Genomic DNA, 22,535 nt, shown 5'->3' with positions numbered 1-22,535 from the left:
CGTTGATTGAACAATTAAGAATTAAGAATTCCTTCCGTGCAGCTGTATTGCAACGGGTGATCTTTATTTTGCCTTTTTAATTTTTACCTGAAATACACTGCATCTTCAATAACTACGATCTGCTTCAAAATTATAACAATTCACCACACCGCTTGTTTTATTTGCCTTTGCAAATAACAACCTTTGTATTGTTGATGAAGAGCAACATGGTTTCATAGTAGTTTCATTGGTTACAGTTGGGGGTGTATTGTAATCAAATATGAAGATCAGATTAGTGATGACCTCAACGCCATGTCCCGGCAAAGGAGAGAAGGTTTGTGGTAAGTGCCGGGATATCGTTGAGGCGACAGTTAAGAATTAAGAATTCTTTCTGCGCTGGTTGCATACGGTGGGCAATGTCCATTTTGACTTGTATATCATTTCTTCTTCTCTTTCGATGACTTCGCAAATTTGTTAAACGCCAGGCAGAGATTGATCCAGTGATCAAATTGTTTTTTTGTCTTCATCGCTTCTTCACTTATAAAGACATAGCCTTTCGCAACGCGATCGCCCATTACCATTTCGCGTACACCATTGTGCTCAAGTGCTGCGTCCACTTCATCGGGGCCAATACGGCAGAGCATTTCTTCTTTGTTAACACCAATACACATTTTATCATCGATCATAAAACAGATGCCACCAAACATTTTTTTCTCTTCCAAATCTTTCTGACCGTCCAGTGCTTCGCGAACGCGGTTAAGTAGTTTTTCGTTGTAGGTCATGAGGCGACGTTTAGTTAAGTCTGCGTGCTATGTACGAAAGTCATTAGAGTGAGCTTTCAGGAAGTATCTCGTACACCGTACTTCATACACCTTTACTTATACAACCGGATCGCGGACCTCAAAATAAGATTGATCTTTTTCACAGGAATATCTTTCTCCGCATCGACCAGCAATATTTTCATTCTCGCTCTTTTTTCCGTTAGTAGATCCGGATGGTCGAGTTTGTTTCCTTCCACTATTCCTATGTACGGTTGGTTGTATTTTTTGTGTACCCACAAATAACAAAACATTTTTCCATGAATGCAATAGAATGGCATGCCGTATTTCCAGTCTTCCTTTATATCGCTGTCCATTGAAAGAATATGTTGCCTCAAAAACTGCAGACAGCTTTTGAAAGGCTCTTCTTTTTGAAGAAAATAATTATCGATGGGGCGAAGCATAGGATAAATTATTACCTAATATCCGGCAATTTTTAAAACGATAAAAGTAAAAAGATCAATATATGATAAATTGGCAAATGTATTGATTGTTAATGGTTTGAATCAACAGAGAAGATGATATGCTTTTGTTGGCGACATTTTTTAATTGATTTTCATTGATCTGCTCTATTCCTGCAATAAACAAGTTGAAAATTTTATTTGTTGTTAGAATCTGCAATCGCGGCCAAAGCCTTAAAATTCAATGTCCAGCGCCTTGTAATCGCCATTTTCGTATTTTGCGGCCCCATTGCTGAATTTTATTTATCAGCTGAAGTGAGTGACACCCGTCCGAACGGTTTCATCAGGGCGGGCAACGATGTTGAACGGGTGTCGCCCATCACCTAAATTTTACATATGCAAAAAAAGCTAGGACGCGAACAGGCGTTAGAATATCATGCCATGGGACGACCAGGCAAGATAGAAGTGATTCCAACAAAAGAAGCTAAGACACAAAGAGATCTTTCACTTGCCTACTCTCCAGGGGTAGCAGAACCTTGCCTCGAAATCAAAAAAAATGTAGAAAACGTTTATAAATACACCGCCAAAGGAAACCTTGTAGCGGTGATCAGTAATGGTACTGCAGTGCTTGGTCTGGGCGATATAGGCCCGGAAGCCGGAAAACCGGTGATGGAAGGAAAAGGCGTTTTGTTCAAAATATTCGCAGATATCGACGTATTTGACATTGAGATCAATGAAAAAGATCCTGAAAAATTCGTGCAGATCGTAAAGGCGCTGGAGCCAACTTTCGGAGGAATTAACCTGGAAGATATTAAAGCGCCGGAATGTTTTTACATAGAAAAAGAACTACGCAAACAACTCGCCATTCCCGTAATGCACGATGATCAGCACGGAACGGCCATCATTAGTGCGGCAGCTTTGCTGAACGCGCTTGAGCTGCAAAAAAAGAAAATAGAAAAGGCAAGATTTGTAGTGAGCGGAGCGGGTGCTGCAGCTTTGTCCTGCCTTAAATTATACCTGGCACTTGGTGCAAAACTGGAAAACGTAATGATCTTCGACGTAAACGGTTTTGTACATGCAGAAAGAACTGACCTTGGCGAAACGGCTAGAGAACTGGCATCTCCTAAAAAGCGCGACATTAATCTGGCTGGCGCTATGAAGGATGCCGATGTTTTCATTGGCCTTAGTGCCGGAAACATCGTAACTGCAGAGATGGTAAAGAGCATGGCGAAAAATCCGATCGTGTTTGCCATGGCAAATCCAACGCCGGAAATTGATTATGAAATTGCCATCGCTTCCCGCAAAGATATTATCATGGCAACGGGCCGGAGCGATTATCCGAACCAGGTAAACAATGTACTTGGTTTCCCTTATATCTTCCGCGGAGCACTGGATGTGAGAGCTTCTGCTATTAATGAGGAAATGAAACTCGCTGCTGTTCACGCTTTGGCAGAAATGGCACGAAAACCGGTTCCTGATATAGTGAACTTGGCGTACAACGAAAAGAACATCGCATTTGGGCCGGATTATATTATTCCAAAACCACTTGATCCGCGTCTGCTGGAAACAGTAGCTCCGGCTGTGGCGAAAGCTGCGATAGAAAGCGGTGTGGCAAAATCTCCGATTCAGGATTGGGATGCTTATAAAGTTGAGCTGAACAAACGCCTTGGCCTAGACAACCAATTAATGCGTGTATTGGGTAGCAAGGCCCGCAGCCAGCCTAAACGTTTGGTATTTACAGAGGCAGATAACCTGAAAATATTGAAAGCGGCACAATTGGTTTTTGAAGAAGGTGTCGCATATCCGATACTGTTAGGTGATGAGAAAAAGATCCATCAACTGGCAGAAGAGAATCAGATCGATTTGGAGGGATTTCCGATCATTGATCCGAAAGACAAAGAGTTCAACGAAAAACGCATTCAATACGGAGAGATATTCTTCAAAAAACGGCAGCGCAAAGGAGTTTCTAAATATGAGTCCATCAAAATGATGCGTGACCGCAACTACTTTGGTAGCATGATGGTGGAAACAGGCGAAGCTGATGCAATGCTTTCCGGGTTAACAAGGAACTACGCAGATGCGATCAGGCCGGCATTGCAGGTAATAGGCAAAGAAGATAGTGCTCAAAAAATTGCAGGTATGTATTTGCTGTTGACTAAAAAAGGTCCGTTGTTCATGGCGGATACAACAGTAAACTTCAACCCAACTGCAGAAGAGTTGGCTGATATTACTTTAATGGTGGCGAAAGAGGTAAGGAACTTTAACCTGACGCCCAAAATTGCAATGCTCAGCTACAGCAATTTCGGCAGCAGCGCATCACCAGAAGCGCAGCTAATGGCAAAAGCAAGAGCCATTGTAAAAGAAAGAAATCCTTCGCTTATAGTAGATGGTGAGGTGCAGGCAAATATCGCCTTTAATCAAGACATCCTGAAAGACAACTATCCATTCAGCGAGTTGGTGGGACAAGATGTAAACACATTGATATTTCCTAACCTTGCCGCAGGTAATATTGCTTATAATATTTTGAAAGAAGTAGGAGGCGCGGATGCTATCGGACCAATTTTGTTGGGCCTGAAAAAACCTGTACACATCCTGCAATTGGGTAGTTCTGTAAGAAGCATTTTCAACATGGCACTCGTAGCCGTGATCAGCGCCCAGCAGAAGTGTAAAAATATTTCTACAGAGGAAGAAGTGAAGAAATCTCCGTGGTGGAAGAAGTTTAATAAAGTGGCAAGGGAGATTTAGCAGGGTGTACGATGTACGAAGTACGGTGTACGAAATTGTTTTAGGATTGGCATTCTAACGAATTTCGTACACCGTACTTCGTACATCGTACACTTTTCCCATTTTTACGTTTACATTTGAGCATTATTAGGGAATAAGATTTTCAATTTGTTATAAATGAAGTTATTTACCGAAACAGGCAGGTATTTGTTGATGCTCAAAGGAATGTTTTCCAAACCGGAAAACGGAAAGATGTACTGGAAGGAGTTTATGCATCAATGTTCAGATATTGGAATAGGATCTTTGGGAATCGTAGTCATCATTTCCTTTTTTATGGGTGCCGTATCTGCTGTTCAAACAGCTTATCAGCTTGTAAGCCCTATTATTCCTAAAAGCACCATTGCACAGATCGTTCGAGACACGGTAATACTTGAATTTGCCCCAACGCTGGTTTGTATTGTACTGGCGGGTGTGGTAGGGAGTAAAATTGCCAGTGAGCTTGGTAACATGCGCGTAAGTGAGCAGATCGATGCGCTGGAAATTATGGGTATTAACAGCAAGGCATATCTTGTTATGCCAAAAATTCTTGCGGCATTATTGGTAATACCCATGCTGGTAGTGGTTTCTGCAGGATTGGGGATTTTAGGAGGGCGCATTGCCGGAACATCCTCTGGTATTTTAAGCTCCGCAGATTATACTAAAGGGTTACTCCAAAACTTTACGCCCTACAACGTGTTCTTTGCCATGGCAAAATCATACACATTTGCTTTTTTCATTTCCAGCATACCTGCTTTTTACGGATATAACGTAAGCGGCGGAGCTCTTGAAATTGGTAGGGCAAGTACAAAAAGCGTGGTAGTAAGCTGCGTGCTTATTTTGATGGCGGATTATGTGTTGTCTGCGTTGTTGCTGTGACAAAAAGTAAAAATTAAAAATTCAAAAGTAAAAATGGTGGATCCGTTTTTGACTTTTGACTTTTAACTTTTGAATTATTCTTCTTTATGATTGAAGTAAAAAACTTAAAAAAAGGTTTTGAAGATAAACTGGTTATTAAAGGTGTGGATGCCACGATGCAAGCGGGCAAATGCAATCTGATAATCGGTTCCAGCGGTAGTGGTAAAACGGTATTCATGAAATGCCTGGTGGGTCTTTTTGAACCTGATGAAGGGGAAATTTTGTACAGCGGGAACGACCTCGTTACCATGAGCGATGAGGAAAAAAAAGAAACCCGCAAGCAGATCGGAATGCTTTTTCAGGGCTCTGCATTGTTCGACAGTTTGACCGTGGAGCAAAACGTAATGTTTCCGCTCGACATGTTTACCAAAGATTCTTACCAGGATAAGCTAAAACGAGTAAACGAAGTATTGGCAAGGGTAAACCTGAAAGATGCCAACAAGAAGTTTCCTGCAGAGATAAGCGGTGGTATGAAAAAAAGAGTAGGTATCGCCCGTGCCATCGTGCTCAATCCTAAATATCTTTTCTGCGATGAGCCGAACTCCGGCCTCGATCCGCAAACCTCACTTGTAATTGACCAGCTGATTAAAGAACTCACGACAGAGTACAACATCACCACCGTGATTAACACCCACGACATGAACAGTGTGATGGAAATAGGTGATAATATCATTTACATGTACCAGGGTCATAAGGAGTGGGAAGGAAATAACAAAGAAATAATCTTCAATAAAAACGAGAAACTCAACTCCTTCATTTTTGCCTCTGAGTTCCTTAAGGATGCCAAGGACATGCGTATGCTCGAGGTAAAAGGCAAGATAGACAACGACCGCAACATGGACGAGCTGTTGAATAGTGATGAGGACGTGCTGAACTCCTAAGCAATTAATAATTAATAATTAAGAATTAATACGGCTGCCTGCCTGACAAAAGCGAAGTTGCAAAAGTGGTTAAAAAATTGAGGGTGGTATTCACTATTGAATGCTGCCCTCTTAATTATTAATTATTAATTATTAATTCAAATTCCCGCCTGTTTGCCTTACTTTTGCCCAACTTAAAAAAAAGCGTATGAGCGTTTTAGTCAACAAAAGTTCTAAAATTTTGGTTCAGGGCTTTACAGGAACAGAAGGAACGTTCCATGCCACCCAAATGATCGAATACGGTACCAATGTAGTAGGTGGCGTTACGCCAAACAAAGGCGGTACCTCTCACCTTGACCGTCCGGTTTTTAACACAGTAGCAGACGCCGTAAAAGCAACCGGCGCTAATGTTTCCATCATATTTGTACCGCCGGCATTCGCTGCAGACGCTATCATGGAAGCAGCAGAAGCTGGTATTGAACTGGTAGTTTGTATCACAGAAGGTATTCCGGTTCAGGACATGGTAAAGGCTAAAAACTATTTGCAAGGCAAAAAAACAAGATTGATCGGGCCAAACTGTCCCGGTGTAATCACTGCCGGTGAGTGTAAAGTTGGTATCATGCCGGGCTTTGTATTCAAAACTGGTAAAATCGGTATCGTATCTAAATCAGGTACCTTAACATATGAAGCCGCTGACCAGGTTGCAAAAGCTGGTTTGGGCATTTCTACAGCTATTGGTATTGGTGGTGACCCAATCATCGGTACTCCAACTAAAGAAGCGGTAGAATTATTGATGAACGATCCTGAAACAGAAGGTATCGTTATGATTGGTGAAATTGGTGGTAGCATGGAAGCTGAAGCAGCAAAATGGATCAAAGAAAACGGTACTAAGCCAGTTGTAGGTTTCATTGCCGGTCAAACAGCGCCTCCGGGCCGCCGTATGGGCCACGCAGGTGCGATCATTGGCGGTGCAGATGATACAGCTGCTGCAAAAATGAAGATCATGGCTGACTGCGGTATACACGTAGTACAAAGCCCTGCTGACATTGGTAAAAAAATGGCAGAAGTAATCAAAAAGTAAGAAGCAGACTTTAGATAAAAAAAAGAGAGCGCAAAATTTGCGCTCTCTTTTTTTTTATTAGTGGAAAATTGAAAGTTGAAAGTTGAAAATGCTTTCTGTGAAGCTGCCAGTATTTTAGATTGAGAAATAGAATTTTCAACCTTCTGCCTTTTAGCCCCAGAGGGGGCGACATGTTCGTAGAAAAGACATCGTCCACATTTCAATACCAGCTCCGTAGGAGCGATATGTCAAATTACGTGTCGCTCCTACGGAGCTGGTATTAGAACCGTGCATTGTCAGATTTCTCTACGAACGTTTTGCTCCTACGGAGCCGGAACTTTCCGGGTTTTGCATGCACCATTTTCTGCTGCCTTTAAAATCGAATAGCATATACGTTGCATTTGTTTTTGTCTGATGTACCTGAGCGTCAGTCATCCAATTATTTGCAAAAAAGCCCGGACAAACTGTCTGGGCTTTTACGATTACAAGTTGTAATCATAGGGAGTTTTTTTATTTATGGTGACCATGTCCGTGATGATGGTGGTGTTTTCCCGGCTGTTTGTGGCTCTTACCTTCATTTTTATGGAAAGGCCTGTCACTTGATTTTGTTGCTGCTGAATTATGCGCAGGATAGTTTGCGGCATATTTTTTAGAATTGTTCTGAGCTTGTGTAGTGGCAACTGTAAGAAGCAATCCTGCTGCTATCAGTAAGGGGAATTTGGTATTCATAATTTGATCATTTTATATATAAGACGGTTAATGGGAAATTATGTTTAAAATACAACCGTTAGCGGATTGTTAAAGCAACAAAATGGTCCCGCAGCATGTCAAGGCATTTGTGTAATCCTATTATTAATTGCATCTTCATTACAACATTGATAACTTGAATAAATTTTCCAAGCGAATGACTAATAAAATCCTTCTATGGCCGGCGGTGTTGCTACTTGTTTTTTTATACCCTATGATCACGAAAGCACAAACGCCAAAAACCAACTATGACGTGTTATGGAAAAAAGTGGATTCACTTTACTCGAAAAAAGGCTTAACAAGGTCTGCCCTCGATGAGGTAAATAAAATATATGCGCTGGCAAAAAAAGAAAACCTGCAGCCGCAGGTCATAAAAGCGCTGACATACAAATCGGCGCTGGAACAAAACCTCAACGAAGATGGCAATATTAAGAGCATGCAATTTTGGGAAAAAGAAATTGCACAAACAAATGTTCCGGCAACAAAGGCTTTACTAAACAGCATGGCCGCAGACAAATACAATCGCTACTTTCAAAACAACCGGTGGAAATTTTACAACAGGACAAAAACTGTAGATTTTAAGAAAGACGATCCTTCCACCTGGACACTTGAAGACCTGCAGAAAAAAACATCTGATTTATACCTCGCTTCCATAAAAGAGGAAAAGCTATTACAGCAAACAAAACTGGACGTATATGATCCGATACTGGTAAAAGGCAATGTTCGTTATCTGCGTCCCACATTGTATGATCTGCTTGCCAACCGTGCGCTGGAGTTTTTCAAAACAGATGAACGCTATGTTACAAAACCGGCCTACAATTTCGAAATAACACAAGCGGCAGCCTTTGATCCTGCAGCAGATTTTATTCATCGAAAATTTGAAACAAAAGATACGGCTTCGCTTCATTACAAAGCGCTACTCATTTATCAGAAATTAATTGCCTTTCACATTGATGATCAGAAACCAGATGCTTTAATTGATGTGGATTTGCAAAGAATTCAGTTTGTAAAGCAATATTCAATCGCAGAAAAAACCGACCAGTTTTACTACAATTCGAGCAATCATGTGGCGCATCAATACGAGAGCTATCCTGCTGCGGCACAAGCCTGGTATTTGGTGGCACAGTGGCACGCGAATAAAGCTGCCGGATATGCGCCAACAGGTGATACAACAAATAGATACGAATACATAAAGACGAAAGAAATTTGTGAAAAAATTGCACAACAACAAGAATCAAGCGAAGGAAAAGCGAATTGTGCCAATTTATTGCAGCAAATTCAGCATCCTCAATTTAATCTTAACACAGAAAAAGTAAACATACCGGGGCAATCATTTAGAACATTGGTTACTTATAAAAATATTACACAACTAACCTTCCGGATAGTGCAGCTGAGCGAAAATTTGAAGGCCCAGTTAAAACAACGCTATGATGATAGTTACTGGCGGCAGGTAACAGTCGCCAAAGCATTCAGGACCTGGTCACAAAATTTGCCTGACACAAAAGATTATCAATCACACAAAGTAGAAATAAAAGTAGATGCCTTACCGGTTGGGGATTATTTGATCGTCGCCAGTGCGGACGGGAAATTTTCACTGGATAAAAATCCACTGGCTGTACAATATTTCCATGTATCCAATATAAGTTATGTAAACAACGATAACGAATATTTTGTACTCCATCGTGAAACAGGAAAGCCACTTCAGAATGCGCAGGTACAGGTTTGGGAGAATTATTACGACTATAATTCAAGAGGCTATGTGAACAAGAAAGGCGAATTATTGAATACTGATAGCAAAGGTTATTTTAAACTGAAAGACGATACATCAAAGGTCAATAAAAGCAGGCGTTTTGAGATAAATTACAAAGAAGATCATTTGTTTCTGGATGAGGCAACTTATTCTTTTAACCGTTATGAAAACGAAAAAGATGAAGATAGTGCAGTTTATGAAAGAGATCAGGCAAAGGTTTTCTTATTTACCGACAGATCAATATATCGCCCGGGGCAAACTGTTTACTTCAAAGGAATAGCAATCACCAAGGATTTTAAAACCCGTAAGCCAAAGATAGTTTCCGGAGTACAATCGAAATTAGCGCTGTACAATGCAAATGGTGAGCAGATTGATTCGTTGGTGCTCACTACTAACGAGTTTGGTTCATACTCAGGAAAGTTTGTGTTGCCGTCAAGTGGATTGAACGGGATCTTTAGATTGGAAAGCGATGACATTGAAGGAAACGTCTCATTTTCTGTAGAAGAATATAAACGGCCTAAGTTTTCCGTAGAGTATAATAAGCTTACGAATGCCTATCGCGTAAATGATAGCGTTACTGTAAAAGGAAATGCAAAAGCATATGCGGGCAATAACATTGACGGCGCCAAGGTAAAATACCATGTAACCCGTGCTGCAAGATTTATTTATCCGTGGTTGTATTCCTTCAAAGGGGGCTATCCTGTAAGTAGCGGTCCGATGGAAATAGCCAATGGTGAGGTAATTACAAGCAATGACGGAAGTTTCATTATCCGCTTCAAAGCAATACCGGATGAACATGTTAGTAAATCGTTGGAGCCGGTATTTGATTACGCAGTAGTTGCCGATGTGACGGACATAAACGGAGAGACAAGAAGCGGTGAAATAATTGTATCTGCCGGATACAAGGCAATACAATTGCAAATTGATCTTGCGCAAAACGAAACGTTGGCAATTGATAGCTTGAAAAAGATATCCGTAACTGCAAAGAACTTTAATAACAGGGAGACAAGTGCGCAAGTGCAGTTGAAGCTGTATAAATTACAACAGCCCGATAGGTTGATCAGGGAAAGATACTGGAGTGAGCCTGATCAGTTTGTAATGACATACAATGAGTATGTTAAACTATTTCCTAATGATGAATACAGCAACGAAGGTAACAAGGATACATGGAGTAAGGGCACGGCCATTGCTCAGGTAAATGACAGTGCGAATCATGATATATCTATAGGACAAAATGCACTGACGGCTGGTTGGTATATGATTGAAGCGGTAGCCAAAGATAAATACGGCGATTCCGTAAAAGATGTAAAGTATGTTTTGCTGCATGACAATAAAAGCAAGCAGCTGCCGGCGAAAACTTATCTCACGACATCAACCGATAAAACAATAGTAGAACCCGGGGAGGAAGCGATAGTTACAATTGGTACTGCGGCCAATGATGTTACATTGATACAACAAACAAATAAAACTGCAATAAAGGAAAAGGGGGCTTTTCAATACAATGTCCTTACACTTAATAATGAAAAAAAATACATAGTTGTAAGCCCAACAGAAGAAGATAGAGGCGGCATTGGCATGATCTATTTTATGGTAAAAAATAACCGTTTTTATACCAGTAATAATAGCATACTCGTGCCATGGAGAAACAAGGAATTGAGCATAACATATGAAACCTGGCGCGATAAACTGCAACCTGGCAGTGAAGAAAAATGGAGCATTAAAATAACAGGTAATAAAAAGGAAAAAGTAGCAGCAGAAGTGTTGGCCGGCATGTACGATGCATCGCTGGATCAGTTTAAGCCTCACGCTTGGGAAAAGCCGGGAGTGTGGCCGTTTAATAGTTTGTACGCCAATTGGAATAGCAGAGTCAACTTTCTTTCCATTCAATCACAGGAAAAATATTTGTACAGCGATGGAAATTTTTCTTTCGAAAAAAATTATGACGTGTTAATTACACCGTATTATATAAACGTTGAATCAAAGCTGGCGCCACCGGGTGTTATGCTACAAGGAAGGGTTGCAGGGGTTGATGTAAAAGCTAATAATGAAGTGGTTGTAATAGGATATGGTACGCAGAAAAAGAAAGATGTGACCGGAGCAGCTTTGTCTTATGTCGCAGTAAATGAAGTAGCCATCCAGGATACTACGGCTCCAAATCAGCAAGAACAAATGGCTAGTGTACAACTCCGCAAAAACTTCAACGAAACAGCCTTCTTCTTCCCCGACTTGAAAACAGACGCTGAAGGTAACATCCGCTTTAGTTTCACCATGCCGGAAGCATTAACCAAATGGAAATTCCAGGCATTGGCACATACAAAGGATCTTTCGTTCGGCTACTCAACTGTAGATGTGGTAACACAAAAAGAGTTGATGATCCAGCCAAACGCACCAAGATTTTTACGTGAGGGAGATAAAATAGAGCTCAGTGCAAAAGTGGTGAACATGAGCGATAAAGAAATGACGGGAACAGTACAGCTAGAATTGCTGAATGCATCCACGATGCAGCCTGTAGATGGTTGGTTCCAAAACATTCAGCCACTGCAATACTTTACGGTAAGTGCCGGGCAAAGCGCTCCCATGAAGTTTAGCGTAAGCATTCCTTATGGTTACAACAATGCAGTAGTGTATCGTTTCAAAGCCATTTCCGGAAATTTAAGAGATGGAGAAGAAATGGCATTGCCGGTTGTGGCAAACAGCATGTTGGTTACAGAAAGCATGCCGTTGAATTTGCGCAATACCAACTCCAAATCATTCACGTTCGAAAAACTATTGCAATCAGGAAAAAGCGAAACATTGCAACAACATGCTTTGACGGTTGAATACACATCCAATCCGGCGTGGTATGCAGTGCAGTCTCTGCCTTACTTAACTGATTTTCCATACGAGTGTGCAGAGCAAACATTCAACCGTTACTATGCAAATGCATTGGCAGGAATGATTGCAAATAAAGCGCCCAAGCTGAAAGCAATTGTAGAAAAATGGAACGCGACAGATTCATCTGCTTTGCTGAGCAATCTGCAGAAAAATGAAGAACTGAAATCTGTATTGCTGGAAGAAACGCCATGGGTATTGGAAGCTAAGAACGAAGCGCAGCAAAAGAAAAACATCGCATTGTTGTTTGACATGGTTCGCATGAACGCAGGCTTGCAAACAACCTACGAAAAGCTGAAACAATTGCAAAGTGAAAACGGAGGATTCGTTTGGTTCAAAGGCGGACCTGATGACAGATACATCACGCAATACATCGCCAGCAGCATCGGCCATTTGAAAAAGCTGGGAGCGTTGCAACAAACAAAACAAGATTGGAACGGGATTTCAAAAAATGCAGTTGCCTATCTTGACAAAAGAATAGCCGACGATTACAATGAGCTTGTAAAAAGGAAAGTTGATTTGAAGAAAAACAACCTCAGCTATATCGCGATACAATATTTGTACATGCGCAGCTTCTACAATGATATCGCCATTCCCGGCTCTGCCATGAACGCGATTAGCTATTACAGAAAACAGGCACAGCAATATTGGTTACAGCAAGGTGTCTATGCAAAAGGGATGATTGCTCTTGCGCTGAACCGAACAGGTGACAAAGCGAACGCCGCGGCAATCATTAAATCTTTACAACAAAATGCGATTGTAAATGAAGAACAGGGCATGTATTGGAAAGATGTTAGATCCGGTTATTTCTGGTACGAGGCTCCGGTTGAAACGCAATCGTTAATGATCGAAGCATTTGCTGAAATTTCAGGCGATACTAAAACAGTAAACGATCTTAAAACATGGTTGCTGAAAAACAAACAAACCAATAACTGGAAAACAACAAAAGCAACAGCCGACGCATGTTACGCGTTGTTGCTACAAGGCGGCGACTGGTTAAGTGAAACACCTGCGGTTAAAATCAAATTGGGCGACAAAACCATCAGCAGTACAGATAGTAAATCTGAAGCTGGAACAGGATATTTCAAAACCACTATCGATGGCGCGTTTGTAAAACCAGAAATGGGAAATATTACGGTGAGTGTTTCTGGTAATGCCAATAATACATCATCGTGGGGAAGCGTGTACTGGCAATATTTTGAGAGACTGGAAAATATTACATCATCTGCGACGCCGCTTAAGCTGACGAAGAAATTGTTTGTTGAAAAGAATAGCGATCGCGGACCTGTACTACAACCTGTAAATGAAAACGATGTGTTGAAAGTGGGAGATAAAATCAAAGTGCGCATCGAGCTTCGTGCTGATCGTGACATGGAATATGTGCATATGAAAGATATGCGTGCAAGCTGCATGGAACCTGTAAATGTGATCAGCACGTACAAATGGCAGGACGGTTTGGGCTATTACGAAAGCACCAAGGATGCAAGCGCCAACTTTTTCTTCTCTTACATAAGAAAAGGCACGTACGTTTTCGAATACCCACTGTTTGTAACGCACGAAGGGAATTTCAGCAACGGTGTTACAACCATTCAATGCATGTATGCACCTGAGTTTACGAGCCACAGTGATGGTGTGCGTGTAAACGTGGAGTGACATTTCACGCAAAGAAGCAAAGAAGAAAAACAAGGACGCAAAGGGTTATAGGGAGTCCGGCACTTTAAATAAGTGTCGGACTTTTTTTTTGTTTACGATTAGTCAAGAGGACTTTGCGTCCTTTGCGTTTCCTCCGCGCCTTTGCGTGAAACCTGCGCACTTGTGCGAAACATTATCGAAATCATAAAAGCATCCTCGCCTTTCATCTTATCTTCGCCACATGCAAATAGATTTTATCATTGTTGGCCAAGGCATTTGCGGAACATTTTTGAGTTGGGAAATGCAAAAGGCGAATTTGTCATTTGTTGTAATTGATGAAGACAAACCTTTTACTGCGACAAAAGTTGCTTCCGGCGTAATAAATCCCGTTACCGGGAGACGCATTGTAAAAACATGGATGATCGAAGATCTGATGCCGTTTGCATGGAATGCGTATACTTCTATCGGCAGCGATTTAAATATCGATTGCATTGATCAAAAGAATATTATCGATTTTTTTCCAACGCCACAAATGAAGCTGGCCTTTGAAGGAAGGTTCGAAAAAGATCAGCAGTTCCTTTCCCTTCCAAAAGACGAAAACGATTGGCGCGATAAAATAAACTACGAATTTGGGTACGGCATTATCGACCCCTGCTATTGGATAGATCTGCAATTGCTTTTGCAGGCACAGCGAAAAAATCTCATCAGCAAAAATCAACTGATCACTGACCACTTCGACATTACTCAATTACAGGTTGAAGACAATAAAATTATCTACAAGGAGATAACGGCCTCTGGTATTATCTTTTGCGATGGGGCAAACGGGTTCAGCAATCCCTATTTTAAAAACCTGCCTTACGGTGCAAATAAAGGAGAGGCATTGTTGGTTGAAATAAAAGATATGCCGTCTGCAAATATTCTCAAAAGAGGCTACAGCCTTGTGCCGTGGAAAGAGAATATCTTTTGGCTCGGTTCAACTTATCTGTGGGAATTTGAAAATGCAGATCCTTCTCCCGGCTTTTATCAGTTTGCCAAAAACTGGCTCACACAAACAGTGAAACTACCTTTTGAAGTGCTGGACCACATGGCTGCCATACGTCCGGCAACTTTGGAACGCAGGCCATTTGTAGGATTTCATCCGCAGCACAAAAACATCGGTATACTAAACGGCATGGGTACGAAAGGCTGTTCGTTGTCACCTTTTTTTGCGAAGCAGTTAGTAGAAAATATTATTGAAGCAAAACCTGTAATGCCGGAAGCATCGGTAGAGAGATTTGCGAAAGTGCTTGCGAGATAGCGAGACGTAAATGGTGAATCGACGGTCGTGAATTTGGTCTCCCCTTGTTTAGGGTAACCTTTTAAATGCAGGCAAAATTTAGCTGCAGTAAAAAGACTTCATTGCAACTTTCACGATTCCTCATTCCCACTATCTTTGCTCTCCTTACGCAAACCAACTACTCTCCATGAGCAATGAACCCATGTATTCCATTCCTGAAAAATTCAGGAAAATAGAAAACCTTCACATCGTTTTTTGGCTGATTAAAGACATGAGCTGGGCAATGCTTTGGAAGCCGCTCGGCATCTTCATGATACTTCCTACTGTTTCGGTAGCCTTATTAATAACCTGGCAAACAAGACATTTAAAAGCAGAGCTTTATCACAACCTTGCGGTTACTTTTTGGATATTCGCCAACTGCTATTGGATGGCCACAGAATTTTTGAACAGAGATGAGCTGCGTTATTACACGATCATTCCATTTGGCATTGGACTGGTGTTCATTGCCATTTATTATCTGTTCATTTTGCCTAAGGAAAAAAAGGCCGCGAAGCTCGAAGCATAGACAGAACGCAGATTTTTATGATCGTGATGATTATTAAGATATAGATAAAAAAGAACAACGAAAATGATTGCAACAAACACACACAAAATGTGAGTTGCATGTATAATAGATAAACAGTCTTAAATCTTAATTTCAAAAAACTTAAAGAAAAATCTTAACCAATCTTCACAATCATAAAAATCTGCGTCCCCTTCTCTACGCTAAATACTTGTTATAATACTGGCCCATGATAACGCTGTTGGGATCCTGGTTCAAAACCTTTACCATAGCATTATAGAGATCAGGAAGTTCGTTCAGCATACGCATCGGGCTCTCAAAGAAAGTTTCTACACTCACAGCCCAAAATTCATGATAGTTGGTAGCTGCGTAATCTCCCAGCAAAGTCTTTCTTCCTTTTTGCATTTCCTGGAAAACAGGTCTCGCTACTTTGGAGAAATTCTTGAACTCTTTCTTGAAAATTTTATCTTCTTCTGTACGGGTAATAAAATTTACATAGGCCAACGCGTGCGCCATTTCATGCAAGCCTACATTGCTGTTGTCTTGTGCGTTGTGAAGGCCATGCAGGAAATCATCCCATGATAAATAAATGCCTGTGCTATCCACGTGCCCCATGAAAGGCAATGAATAATAACCATAGTGATAGTCATGCTGTAGCACATAAATATCGTGGAAATAGTTAAGTGAAAATTTTTGCAGGCCAAGTGTGAGTTGTGTTGCCACTGCGCTGATAAGTATAGGCATGTCCTCACGTTTGTCTATGCCAACGTAGTGAAATTTTTTTGACCGTCTGAACAGGTAAGTTCTAAAAAGCATCTTGTGTTGCTCGTCGGAGCTAAGCCTGTTGAAGTAAGGAATGTTTTGCGAAATGATTGTCCGGTAGTAAGCTTCGTGTTGTGCGAAACCTTTTTTTCGATGATAAAATATAAACTTCTCGTAGCGGGATTGTACAGCGCCAAAGAAGAGTATGATTAATAACACCGTACCTAAAATGTACAAGATTTCCATAAGGGTTATGTTTTCTTTTGCGAATGGTGAATGGAAGCAAACGGTTCAACACAGCGAGTGGATTAAAAGCTTTGAACGGTTTTTACGCTAGGAGATGTGTAATAGAAAATTTAGTAACGGGAAGGAAATTGGATTTGATGTTACCAAAATAAAAACTTTTTTTCATTTTTAAAAGCACCCGGCCGGGTTCCTGCAGTAAGAAATTTAAAAATAGTAAAAGTACTATGCGTTGATTAGCAGGAATTAGGAGGAGGAATTAGAAATTAAGAATTAAGAATTAAGAATTAAGAATTCTTCCTGTGATACACCTGAGAATATTATATGCCGTCTTGAATATCAGGTCGGCAATGGGAAATTGAAAACTGCAGCAGATAATTCATTGCCGTTGACTTCAGTCAACGGATAAAATTCTAAACATGACAGGATGAATAAATGGAAGATGAAAAACATAGAGAAAGGTGAAGAGGTTCGCAACCTTGTATCTGACTTGTCCTTTCAGGTCTGCCATGGCAGAATAACGAATGGCGCACCGGGGCAATTCTTAATTGTTTCCAAATACAATTCACCCCTTCATGCGCAACTTCTATGCGGCTGTTTCCTCAGTTAACACTTCTTCCACCTGCTGCACAGCAAAAAACTTACTTTTTTTACACTCGATTTGAGCCTTTGTACTAATAAGTTGATCAAACAATTTGTTCGGTCACACCTTTTGATAACGCGTTTTCATAATCCATGCGAACACATTCCCTTATGCAGAAGTACTTGTAATCTTTTAGAAAAATAAACAACAATAAGAACCTAAAAACCTTTGTTATGACACAGTTCACAAAAAAAGCCGCAATCGTTATGCTGTCTGTAGCGGCAATGACAGGATGTAAAAAAGATGATAGCAAAACGAGTAACAAATCCAAAACAGAATTGCTAACTACTGGCAGTTGGAAACAAACCAGCATTTATTTTAGCCCGGCAGTAGATTGGGATGGAGATGGACACAAAGAAAATGAAGTGATTAATCTTTATTCACCATGCGACAGAGATGACTTAATGACTTTTAAAACAAATGGAACCGTTGTAAATGATGAAGGCGCTTCGAAATGTGACCCTTCTGATCCGCAAGTGATAGAAACAACTCACTGGAAGTTTGCAGACAATGAAACAAAAATAGTGATTGGCGATCCGGGAGTTGAAGAATCTGCTCAATTGCTTGAACTTACTTCAAGTGTGCTGAAAGTAAAAGTCACTATGGAAGAAGGAGGCGTTACTTATACTGAAACGCTTACGTTTGGACACTGAGAGTGAATTGAAAATTAAAAATCGAAAGTTGAAAATGAGGCGCCTTGGGGCGTAAACAAAATCCCTGTTAAATACAGAAAGGTCGAACACTTAAATAGTTGTCCGATCTTTCTGCGTTTTCAATTTTCAACTCTCAACTACATTTCGTATCTTCTACGGAGTATTTTCCCACTGAATAGCAACCAGCCTGCTTTTTTCTTCGTCGCTGATTTTTTGGTATAGCCCCTCCAATCATCTATGCAAAACCGCTATTGTATTATTTGTATTCATTTTAATAACAATGGAAACCTAAAAACCTGTATTATGAAACAGTTTACAAAGAATGCTGCGCTGCTTATTTTGGCTGCAGCCGTAATTGCCGGATGCCAGAAAGATGACAGCAGTAATAACGGAGGAGCAAGCAAAACCCAACTGCTAACTTCCGGCAATTGGAAATTAACAAGCGACTACTTTGATCCTGCCATTGATTACGACGGAGATGGTCGTGTTGAGAACGAAGTTTTTAATTTTTACAGTGCATGTGATAAAGACGATCTTTTAATATTCAAAACTGATGGTGGTCTTACTCTCGATGAAGGCACTACAAAATGCAGTCCAACCGACCCGCAGGTGATACAAACTACAAACTGGAAATTCTCAAACAATGAATCTGTGATACTTGTAGGTGCAACAGGTTCTGAGCAATCTGCCCAGCTGCTCGTGCTTAATGCAACTACATTGAAAATAAAAGTGCAGTTTACCGAACTGGGTGTTAGCTATGCGGAGACGCTGACTTATACGCACTAAAAAGTTTATTTCTCAGTAAGTTATTGGTTGTCGGGCTTTGGCTGTTACCAATAACTTTCAGGAAAAAATATTTTTTTGTTTACCAGGCGCATTTTTTTACGACTATCAATAACACCACCTTATCCTGTTTAGTTTACCGCTGCAACCATCTCCAACCTCCCATGCAAGCCGCTCTCAATAGCCTTTTGACAGCAACAATACAAACCTAAAACCTCCGTTATGAGACAGTTTTCAAAGAAAGCTGCAATGGTCATTTTAGCAGTAGCAGTTATTGCGGGATGCAGAAAAACAAATGGCAACAATAGTAATGCCACCAAAACACAAATGCTGACGTCCGGTAGTTGGAAAATAACGAGCGATTATGTCGATCCCCCGATAGATACTGATAGAGATGGCCACCCCGATTATGAGCTGATAAATTCAATGGATGCATGTCACAGAGATGACCTTTTCATCTTTAAAGCTGATGGTACCTACATTCATGACGAGGGTGCTTCAAAATGCGACCCCCTGGCACCTCAGATCGAAGAAGAATCAAACTGGATGTTTTCCACCGATGAATCTCTGATACTGATCGGAGACCCTGGCTCTATGTGGCCGGCTCACGTGGTTGAGCTTACTTCAACGGTGTTTAAAATGAAATACGTTGATACAATCGGTAGTGTTATTTATACTGAAGTGTTAACTTTTAAACATTAGCCTGGCAACCAACTATTGAACGCCAAAAAAAATTCCCATCTCCAACCTCCCGTGCAAGGCCGTTTCTGTATTCATGGTTTATTGAATTCTTTTCTAAACAATATCACAAACCTAAAACCTGTATTATGACACAGTTTACAACGAAAGCTGCGTTGGTAATTTTAACCGCAGCTTTAATTGCAGGATGCAACAAGGATGATGGTAAGAACAATGGCGGCGCCGATAAAACACAATTAATAACCGCGGGTAGATGGAAACTTACAAGCGAATATTTTGAAGTTGCAATAGATATCGATGGAGACGGCAAAACGGAAAATGAAGCGATAAATGCGCTTCCGAAATGTTTTACAGACAACCTTTTGATATTTAAAGCGGACAACACCGTGACGAGGGATGAAGGTCCAACAAAATGTTACCCCAACGACCCACAAATTATTGAAGAAACCAAATGGAAGTTTGCGGATAATGAAACCAAGATAATGATTGGTGATCCAGGATACGAAGACGTTGGTCAATTGGCAGAACTCAGTGCGACTGTCTTAAAAATAAAACTCGGCGCTTCGGGCGGGGGCATAACATTGACATTCGGACATTAGCGTTGAGAAGAAATAGGTTGAAAATTGAAAATGATTTATTCAGAAACTTTGATCTTGCACCTGTTTATAAAACGAAACGCCGAACACCAACCATAATGTTCGACCACTTTCAATTTCAATTACTCCAAGTCCGGTCTTCGTTCGGTAGTCCGCGCAACAGCTTGTTCGTAGCGCCATTGTTCAATTTTTTTTGGATCGCCGCTAAGTAATATCGACGGTACTTCCCAGCCGCGGAAGTTAGCGGGACGTGTGTATACAGGAGGAGCCAATAAATTGTCCTGGAAGGAATCAGTAAGTGCAGAAGTTTCGTCGTTTAATACGCCCGGTATAATACGGCCGATGGCGTCAATTACAACAGCAGCAGCAAGTTCTCCACCGCTGAGGACGTAGTCGCCAATGGAAATTTCAAGCGTAACAAAATGCTGACGAATGCGTTCGTCAATACCTTTATAATGTCCGCAGATGACCAAAAGATTTTCGTAAAGAGATAAACGATTGGCAATCTGTTGATCAAAGCGTTTGCCATCCGGTGTCATGTAGATGATTTCATCATACTTTCTTTCGCTTTGTAAATGCTCGATCGCTTTTGCCAAAGGCTCACACATCATTACCATGCCGGCACCACCACCATATTGATAATCATCCACCTGTCCGTACTCATTCACGGCCCATTGCCTTAACTGGTGCACATGCACTTCCAGCAAACCCTTTGTTTGTGCACGTTTCATGATAGAATGAGAAAAAGGACTTTCCAATAATTCCGGCAATACAGAGATAATGTCGATTCGCATAATGCAAAGATAGCGGCGCAGCCGCTAATAATTTGAAAATGTGCTGATTTGAAAATTTGAAAATTGGGGTCGCCTCCAGTTTGATGTTAATCACAATTTCGAAAAACCAAGAGCAGTTGATCATGCTGCACAGAAAGCATTTTCAAATTTTTAAATTTCCACATTTTCAAATTAGCACATTACCATATTTTCAAATTTGCGAAAATTGCTTTCAATTTTCACGCGTTCGCCCTATCTTGTTCACACTTACCAAATCGCAGACCCAATGCTTTTTTTGCAGATACTCTTCTGGATATGTTTATTTATTGTGTTTTACGCTTATGTGGGTTATGGATTTCTAATCGCTTTCCTGGTTGCCATAAAGAAGTTGTTTACCCGCAAAAATCTAACTGAGCAAAACTTTCAGCCAACTGTTTCACTGATTATTGCTGCATACAACGAAGAAGATTTTATTTTACACAAACTACAGAATACCAAAGAACTCGATTATCCGGCAGATAAATTACAAGTCGTTTTTATTACTGATGGTTCAACTGATAAAACACCGCAACTGGTAAAAGCAAACAGCAACTTCGAACTATTACACTCTCCCGAAAGAAAAGGAAAAGCCTTTGCCATGAACAGGGCCGTGCAATACGCAAAAGCTGATATCCTTGTATTTAGCGATGCAAATACGTTGTTGAATAAAGAATGTGTATCAGAACTTGTTAAGCATTTCGCTTCACCTAAAGTAGGCGGCGTGGCAGGCGAGAAAAAAATAATCAAGCAAATCGACGATAAAGCTTCCGCAGCGGGAGAGGGCCTTTACTGGAAATATGAATCAGCGCTTAAACGTTTGGACTCAAGCCTTAGCACCATTGTAGGTGCGGCTGGGGAACTTTTTTCTGTGCGTCGGGAATTGTATGAACCCGTGCAGGAGGGGACGATCATAGAAGATTTTGTATTGTCGCTGCGCATTTGCATGAAAGGTTATTTATTTAAGTATGAACCCAAAGCCTTCGCCATTGAAACAGCTTCTTCATCAATGAAAGAAGAGCAGAAAAGAAAAGTGCGTATTTGTGCAGGAGGTTTTCAGGCCATGCAAATGCTGAAAGATCTGCTGAACATATTTAAGTACAGGCTGCTTTCTTTTCAATACATTTCTCACCGCGTATTGCGCTGGGCAGTTTGTCCGTTGTGTTTGGTCATTATGTTCTTTGCCAACCTGTTGATCGTATTTTTATCTCCATTATTGTTATACAAGGGGATTATGGTTGCGCAGATCGTGTTTTACACACTTGCCTTCATCGGCTGGCAATTTGCGAACAGAAATATTAAGATTAAAAGTTTATACGTTCCTTACTACTTCGTGTTCATGAATGCCGCGGCGTTCATGGGTTTCAACCGTTTCCTTAAAGGCAATCAAACCGTTATCTGGGAGAAAGCGGGAAGACAAAAACTGGCGTGAGAAAGCACGCAGATGACACTGATTTAACTGATTTGCATAGATTTTTTTAACCGCAGAGTGCTAAGGTTGAGCAAAGAAAGCGAAGGTTTGTTAAGCAGGATTTAGTTTGCTTATGTTCAATCAGGAAAGAAAAGTCAAAGGGATGTCTTCGTTGTATTTGCGTTTTTGCGTATTACCATTTATTATTCTGCCGACTTCTTTGCGTATTCTTTGCGGTAAAATTCATGCTACAGCAGTGAGTTAATTCAATGGACGAAATTCAAAATCTGCGTAAATCAGCG

General features: G+C 40.8%; 17 protein-coding genes. 12 read left to right on the top strand and 5 right to left on the bottom strand.

Annotated features, from left to right (window positions below):
* Window positions 1-416 precede the first annotated feature (416 nt).
* Entirely contained in the window at window positions 417-761 is a 345-nt protein-coding gene (locus tag QJ048_RS21165; protein ID WP_282336428.1) for a TfoX/Sxy family protein, read from the bottom strand.
* 92 nt (window positions 762-853) lie between these two features.
* Window positions 854-1,201 (bottom strand): DUF1801 domain-containing protein, encoded by a 348-nt coding sequence (locus QJ048_RS21160; protein WP_282336427.1) that lies wholly within the window; start codon window positions 1,199-1,201, stop codon window positions 854-856.
* Between the two features lie 393 nt (window positions 1,202-1,594).
* Here QJ048_RS21160 and QJ048_RS21155 point away from each other — a divergent pair, with 393 nt between their 5' ends.
* The 4 genes from QJ048_RS21155 to sucD all read left to right on the top strand — a co-directional run bounded on the left by QJ048_RS21155 (window position 1,595) and on the right by sucD (window position 6,817).
* Window positions 1,595-3,943 carry an NADP-dependent malic enzyme gene (locus QJ048_RS21155; RefSeq protein ID WP_282336426.1) on the top strand — a complete coding sequence of 783 codons (2,349 nt, stop codon included), beginning with the start codon at window positions 1,595-1,597 and terminating at the stop codon, window positions 3,941-3,943.
* Window positions 3,944-4,099: 156 nt separating this feature from the next.
* Complete coding sequence (locus QJ048_RS21150; protein ID WP_282336425.1) at window positions 4,100-4,837, top strand: MlaE family ABC transporter permease; 738 nt, start codon at window positions 4,100-4,102, stop codon at window positions 4,835-4,837.
* 86 nt (window positions 4,838-4,923) lie between these two features.
* Complete coding sequence (locus tag QJ048_RS21145; protein WP_282336424.1) at window positions 4,924-5,757, top strand: ABC transporter ATP-binding protein; 834 nt, start codon at window positions 4,924-4,926, stop codon at window positions 5,755-5,757.
* A 187-nt stretch (window positions 5,758-5,944) separates the two neighbouring features.
* The gene (sucD, locus tag QJ048_RS21140) at window positions 5,945-6,817 is read left to right on the top strand and encodes a succinate--CoA ligase subunit alpha (protein WP_282336423.1); all 873 of its coding nucleotides are present in this window, start codon (window positions 5,945-5,947) and stop codon (window positions 6,815-6,817) included.
* 489 nt (window positions 6,818-7,306) lie between these two features.
* On the opposite strand, the gene QJ048_RS21135 is transcribed toward sucD, so the two are convergent.
* Window positions 7,307-7,525, bottom strand: a complete 219-nt coding sequence (locus QJ048_RS21135; protein ID WP_282336422.1) for a hypothetical protein — start codon at window positions 7,523-7,525, stop codon at window positions 7,307-7,309.
* 175 nt (window positions 7,526-7,700) lie between these two features.
* Between QJ048_RS21135 and QJ048_RS21130 the strand changes: the two genes are divergently transcribed.
* The 3 genes from QJ048_RS21130 (at window position 7,701) to QJ048_RS21120 (ending at window position 15,637) form a co-directional block, all read left to right on the top strand.
* Entirely contained in the window at window positions 7,701-13,817 is a 6,117-nt protein-coding gene (locus QJ048_RS21130; protein ID WP_282336421.1) for an alpha-2-macroglobulin family protein, read from the top strand.
* 220 nt (window positions 13,818-14,037) lie between these two features.
* Window positions 14,038-15,093, top strand: coding sequence for an NAD(P)/FAD-dependent oxidoreductase (locus QJ048_RS21125; RefSeq protein WP_282336420.1), 1,056 nt, complete (start codon window positions 14,038-14,040; stop codon window positions 15,091-15,093).
* 166 nt (window positions 15,094-15,259) lie between these two features.
* The gene (locus tag QJ048_RS21120) at window positions 15,260-15,637 is read left to right on the top strand and encodes a hypothetical protein (RefSeq protein WP_282336419.1); all 378 of its coding nucleotides are present in this window, start codon (window positions 15,260-15,262) and stop codon (window positions 15,635-15,637) included.
* A gap of 195 nt (window positions 15,638-15,832) precedes the next feature.
* On the opposite strand, the gene QJ048_RS21115 is transcribed toward QJ048_RS21120, so the two are convergent.
* Window positions 15,833-16,642 carry a zinc-dependent peptidase gene (locus QJ048_RS21115; RefSeq protein WP_282336418.1) on the bottom strand — a complete coding sequence of 270 codons (810 nt, stop codon included), beginning with the start codon at window positions 16,640-16,642 and terminating at the stop codon, window positions 15,833-15,835.
* An 813-nt stretch (window positions 16,643-17,455) separates the two neighbouring features.
* Between QJ048_RS21115 and QJ048_RS21110 the strand changes: the two genes are divergently transcribed.
* From QJ048_RS21110 to QJ048_RS21095, 4 genes are all read left to right on the top strand, one after another.
* On the top strand, window positions 17,456-17,935 hold the full coding sequence (locus tag QJ048_RS21110; protein ID WP_282336417.1) for a hypothetical protein: 480 nt from the start codon (window positions 17,456-17,458) through the stop codon (window positions 17,933-17,935).
* A gap of 303 nt (window positions 17,936-18,238) precedes the next feature.
* Window positions 18,239-18,721 carry a lipocalin family protein gene (locus QJ048_RS21105; RefSeq protein WP_282336416.1) on the top strand — a complete coding sequence of 161 codons (483 nt, stop codon included), beginning with the start codon at window positions 18,239-18,241 and terminating at the stop codon, window positions 18,719-18,721.
* Between the two features lie 219 nt (window positions 18,722-18,940).
* A complete protein-coding gene (locus QJ048_RS21100; protein WP_282336415.1) occupies window positions 18,941-19,420 on the top strand; it encodes a hypothetical protein in 480 nt (159 codons plus the stop codon).
* Window positions 19,421-19,545: 125 nt separating this feature from the next.
* Window positions 19,546-20,016 carry a hypothetical protein gene (locus tag QJ048_RS21095; RefSeq protein WP_282336414.1) on the top strand — a complete coding sequence of 157 codons (471 nt, stop codon included), beginning with the start codon at window positions 19,546-19,548 and terminating at the stop codon, window positions 20,014-20,016.
* A 119-nt stretch (window positions 20,017-20,135) separates the two neighbouring features.
* Here QJ048_RS21095 and trmD read toward each other — a convergent pair whose 3' ends face one another.
* Entirely contained in the window at window positions 20,136-20,807 is a 672-nt protein-coding gene (gene trmD, locus QJ048_RS21090) for a tRNA (guanosine(37)-N1)-methyltransferase TrmD (RefSeq protein WP_282336413.1), read from the bottom strand.
* 265 nt (window positions 20,808-21,072) lie between these two features.
* On the opposite strand from trmD, the gene QJ048_RS21085 reads away from it, so the two are divergent.
* Window positions 21,073-22,254 (top strand): glycosyltransferase family 2 protein, encoded by a 1,182-nt coding sequence (locus QJ048_RS21085; protein WP_282336412.1) that lies wholly within the window; start codon window positions 21,073-21,075, stop codon window positions 22,252-22,254.
* Window positions 22,255-22,535: the final 281 nt, after the last annotated feature.

Origin of the sequence: Pinibacter soli (genome assembly GCF_029961145.1) — a bacterium.
In the GTDB taxonomy this organism is placed as follows: Bacteria; Bacteroidota; Bacteroidia; order Chitinophagales; family Chitinophagaceae; genus Pinibacter; species Pinibacter soli.
The sequence above is the reverse complement of the archived record's forward strand: the minus strand, read 5'-3'. Positions and strand labels throughout refer to the sequence as shown.

What these genes read in the sequence shown, in the direction of transcription:
- QJ048_RS21115 (WP_282336418.1), bottom strand. Translation starts at nt 16,642, where the DNA reads ATGGAAATCTTGTACATTTTAGGTACGGTGTTATTAATCATACTCTTC.
- QJ048_RS21150 (WP_282336425.1), top strand. Translation starts at nt 4,100, where the DNA reads ATGAAGTTATTTACCGAAACAGGCAGGTATTTGTTGATGCTCAAAGGA.
- QJ048_RS21145 (WP_282336424.1), top strand. Translation starts at nt 4,924, where the DNA reads ATGATTGAAGTAAAAAACTTAAAAAAAGGTTTTGAAGATAAACTGGTT.
- QJ048_RS21125 (WP_282336420.1), top strand. Translation starts at nt 14,038, where the DNA reads ATGCAAATAGATTTTATCATTGTTGGCCAAGGCATTTGCGGAACATTT.
- QJ048_RS21130 (WP_282336421.1), top strand. Translation starts at nt 7,701, where the DNA reads ATGACTAATAAAATCCTTCTATGGCCGGCGGTGTTGCTACTTGTTTTT.
- QJ048_RS21100 (WP_282336415.1), top strand. Translation starts at nt 18,941, where the DNA reads ATGAGACAGTTTTCAAAGAAAGCTGCAATGGTCATTTTAGCAGTAGCA.
- QJ048_RS21105 (WP_282336416.1), top strand. Translation starts at nt 18,239, where the DNA reads ATGAAACAGTTTACAAAGAATGCTGCGCTGCTTATTTTGGCTGCAGCC.
- trmD (WP_282336413.1), bottom strand. Translation starts at nt 20,807, where the DNA reads ATGCGAATCGACATTATCTCTGTATTGCCGGAATTATTGGAAAGTCCT.
- QJ048_RS21135 (WP_282336422.1), bottom strand. Translation starts at nt 7,525, where the DNA reads ATGAATACCAAATTCCCCTTACTGATAGCAGCAGGATTGCTTCTTACA.
- QJ048_RS21160 (WP_282336427.1), bottom strand. Translation starts at nt 1,201, where the DNA reads ATGCTTCGCCCCATCGATAATTATTTTCTTCAAAAAGAAGAGCCTTTC.
- QJ048_RS21165 (WP_282336428.1), bottom strand. Translation starts at nt 761, where the DNA reads ATGACCTACAACGAAAAACTACTTAACCGCGTTCGCGAAGCACTGGAC.
- sucD (WP_282336423.1), top strand. Translation starts at nt 5,945, where the DNA reads ATGAGCGTTTTAGTCAACAAAAGTTCTAAAATTTTGGTTCAGGGCTTT.
- QJ048_RS21155 (WP_282336426.1), top strand. Translation starts at nt 1,595, where the DNA reads ATGCAAAAAAAGCTAGGACGCGAACAGGCGTTAGAATATCATGCCATG.
- QJ048_RS21110 (WP_282336417.1), top strand. Translation starts at nt 17,456, where the DNA reads ATGACACAGTTCACAAAAAAAGCCGCAATCGTTATGCTGTCTGTAGCG.
- QJ048_RS21120 (WP_282336419.1), top strand. Translation starts at nt 15,260, where the DNA reads ATGAGCAATGAACCCATGTATTCCATTCCTGAAAAATTCAGGAAAATA.
- QJ048_RS21095 (WP_282336414.1), top strand. Translation starts at nt 19,546, where the DNA reads ATGACACAGTTTACAACGAAAGCTGCGTTGGTAATTTTAACCGCAGCT.
- QJ048_RS21085 (WP_282336412.1), top strand. Translation starts at nt 21,073, where the DNA reads ATGCTTTTTTTGCAGATACTCTTCTGGATATGTTTATTTATTGTGTTT.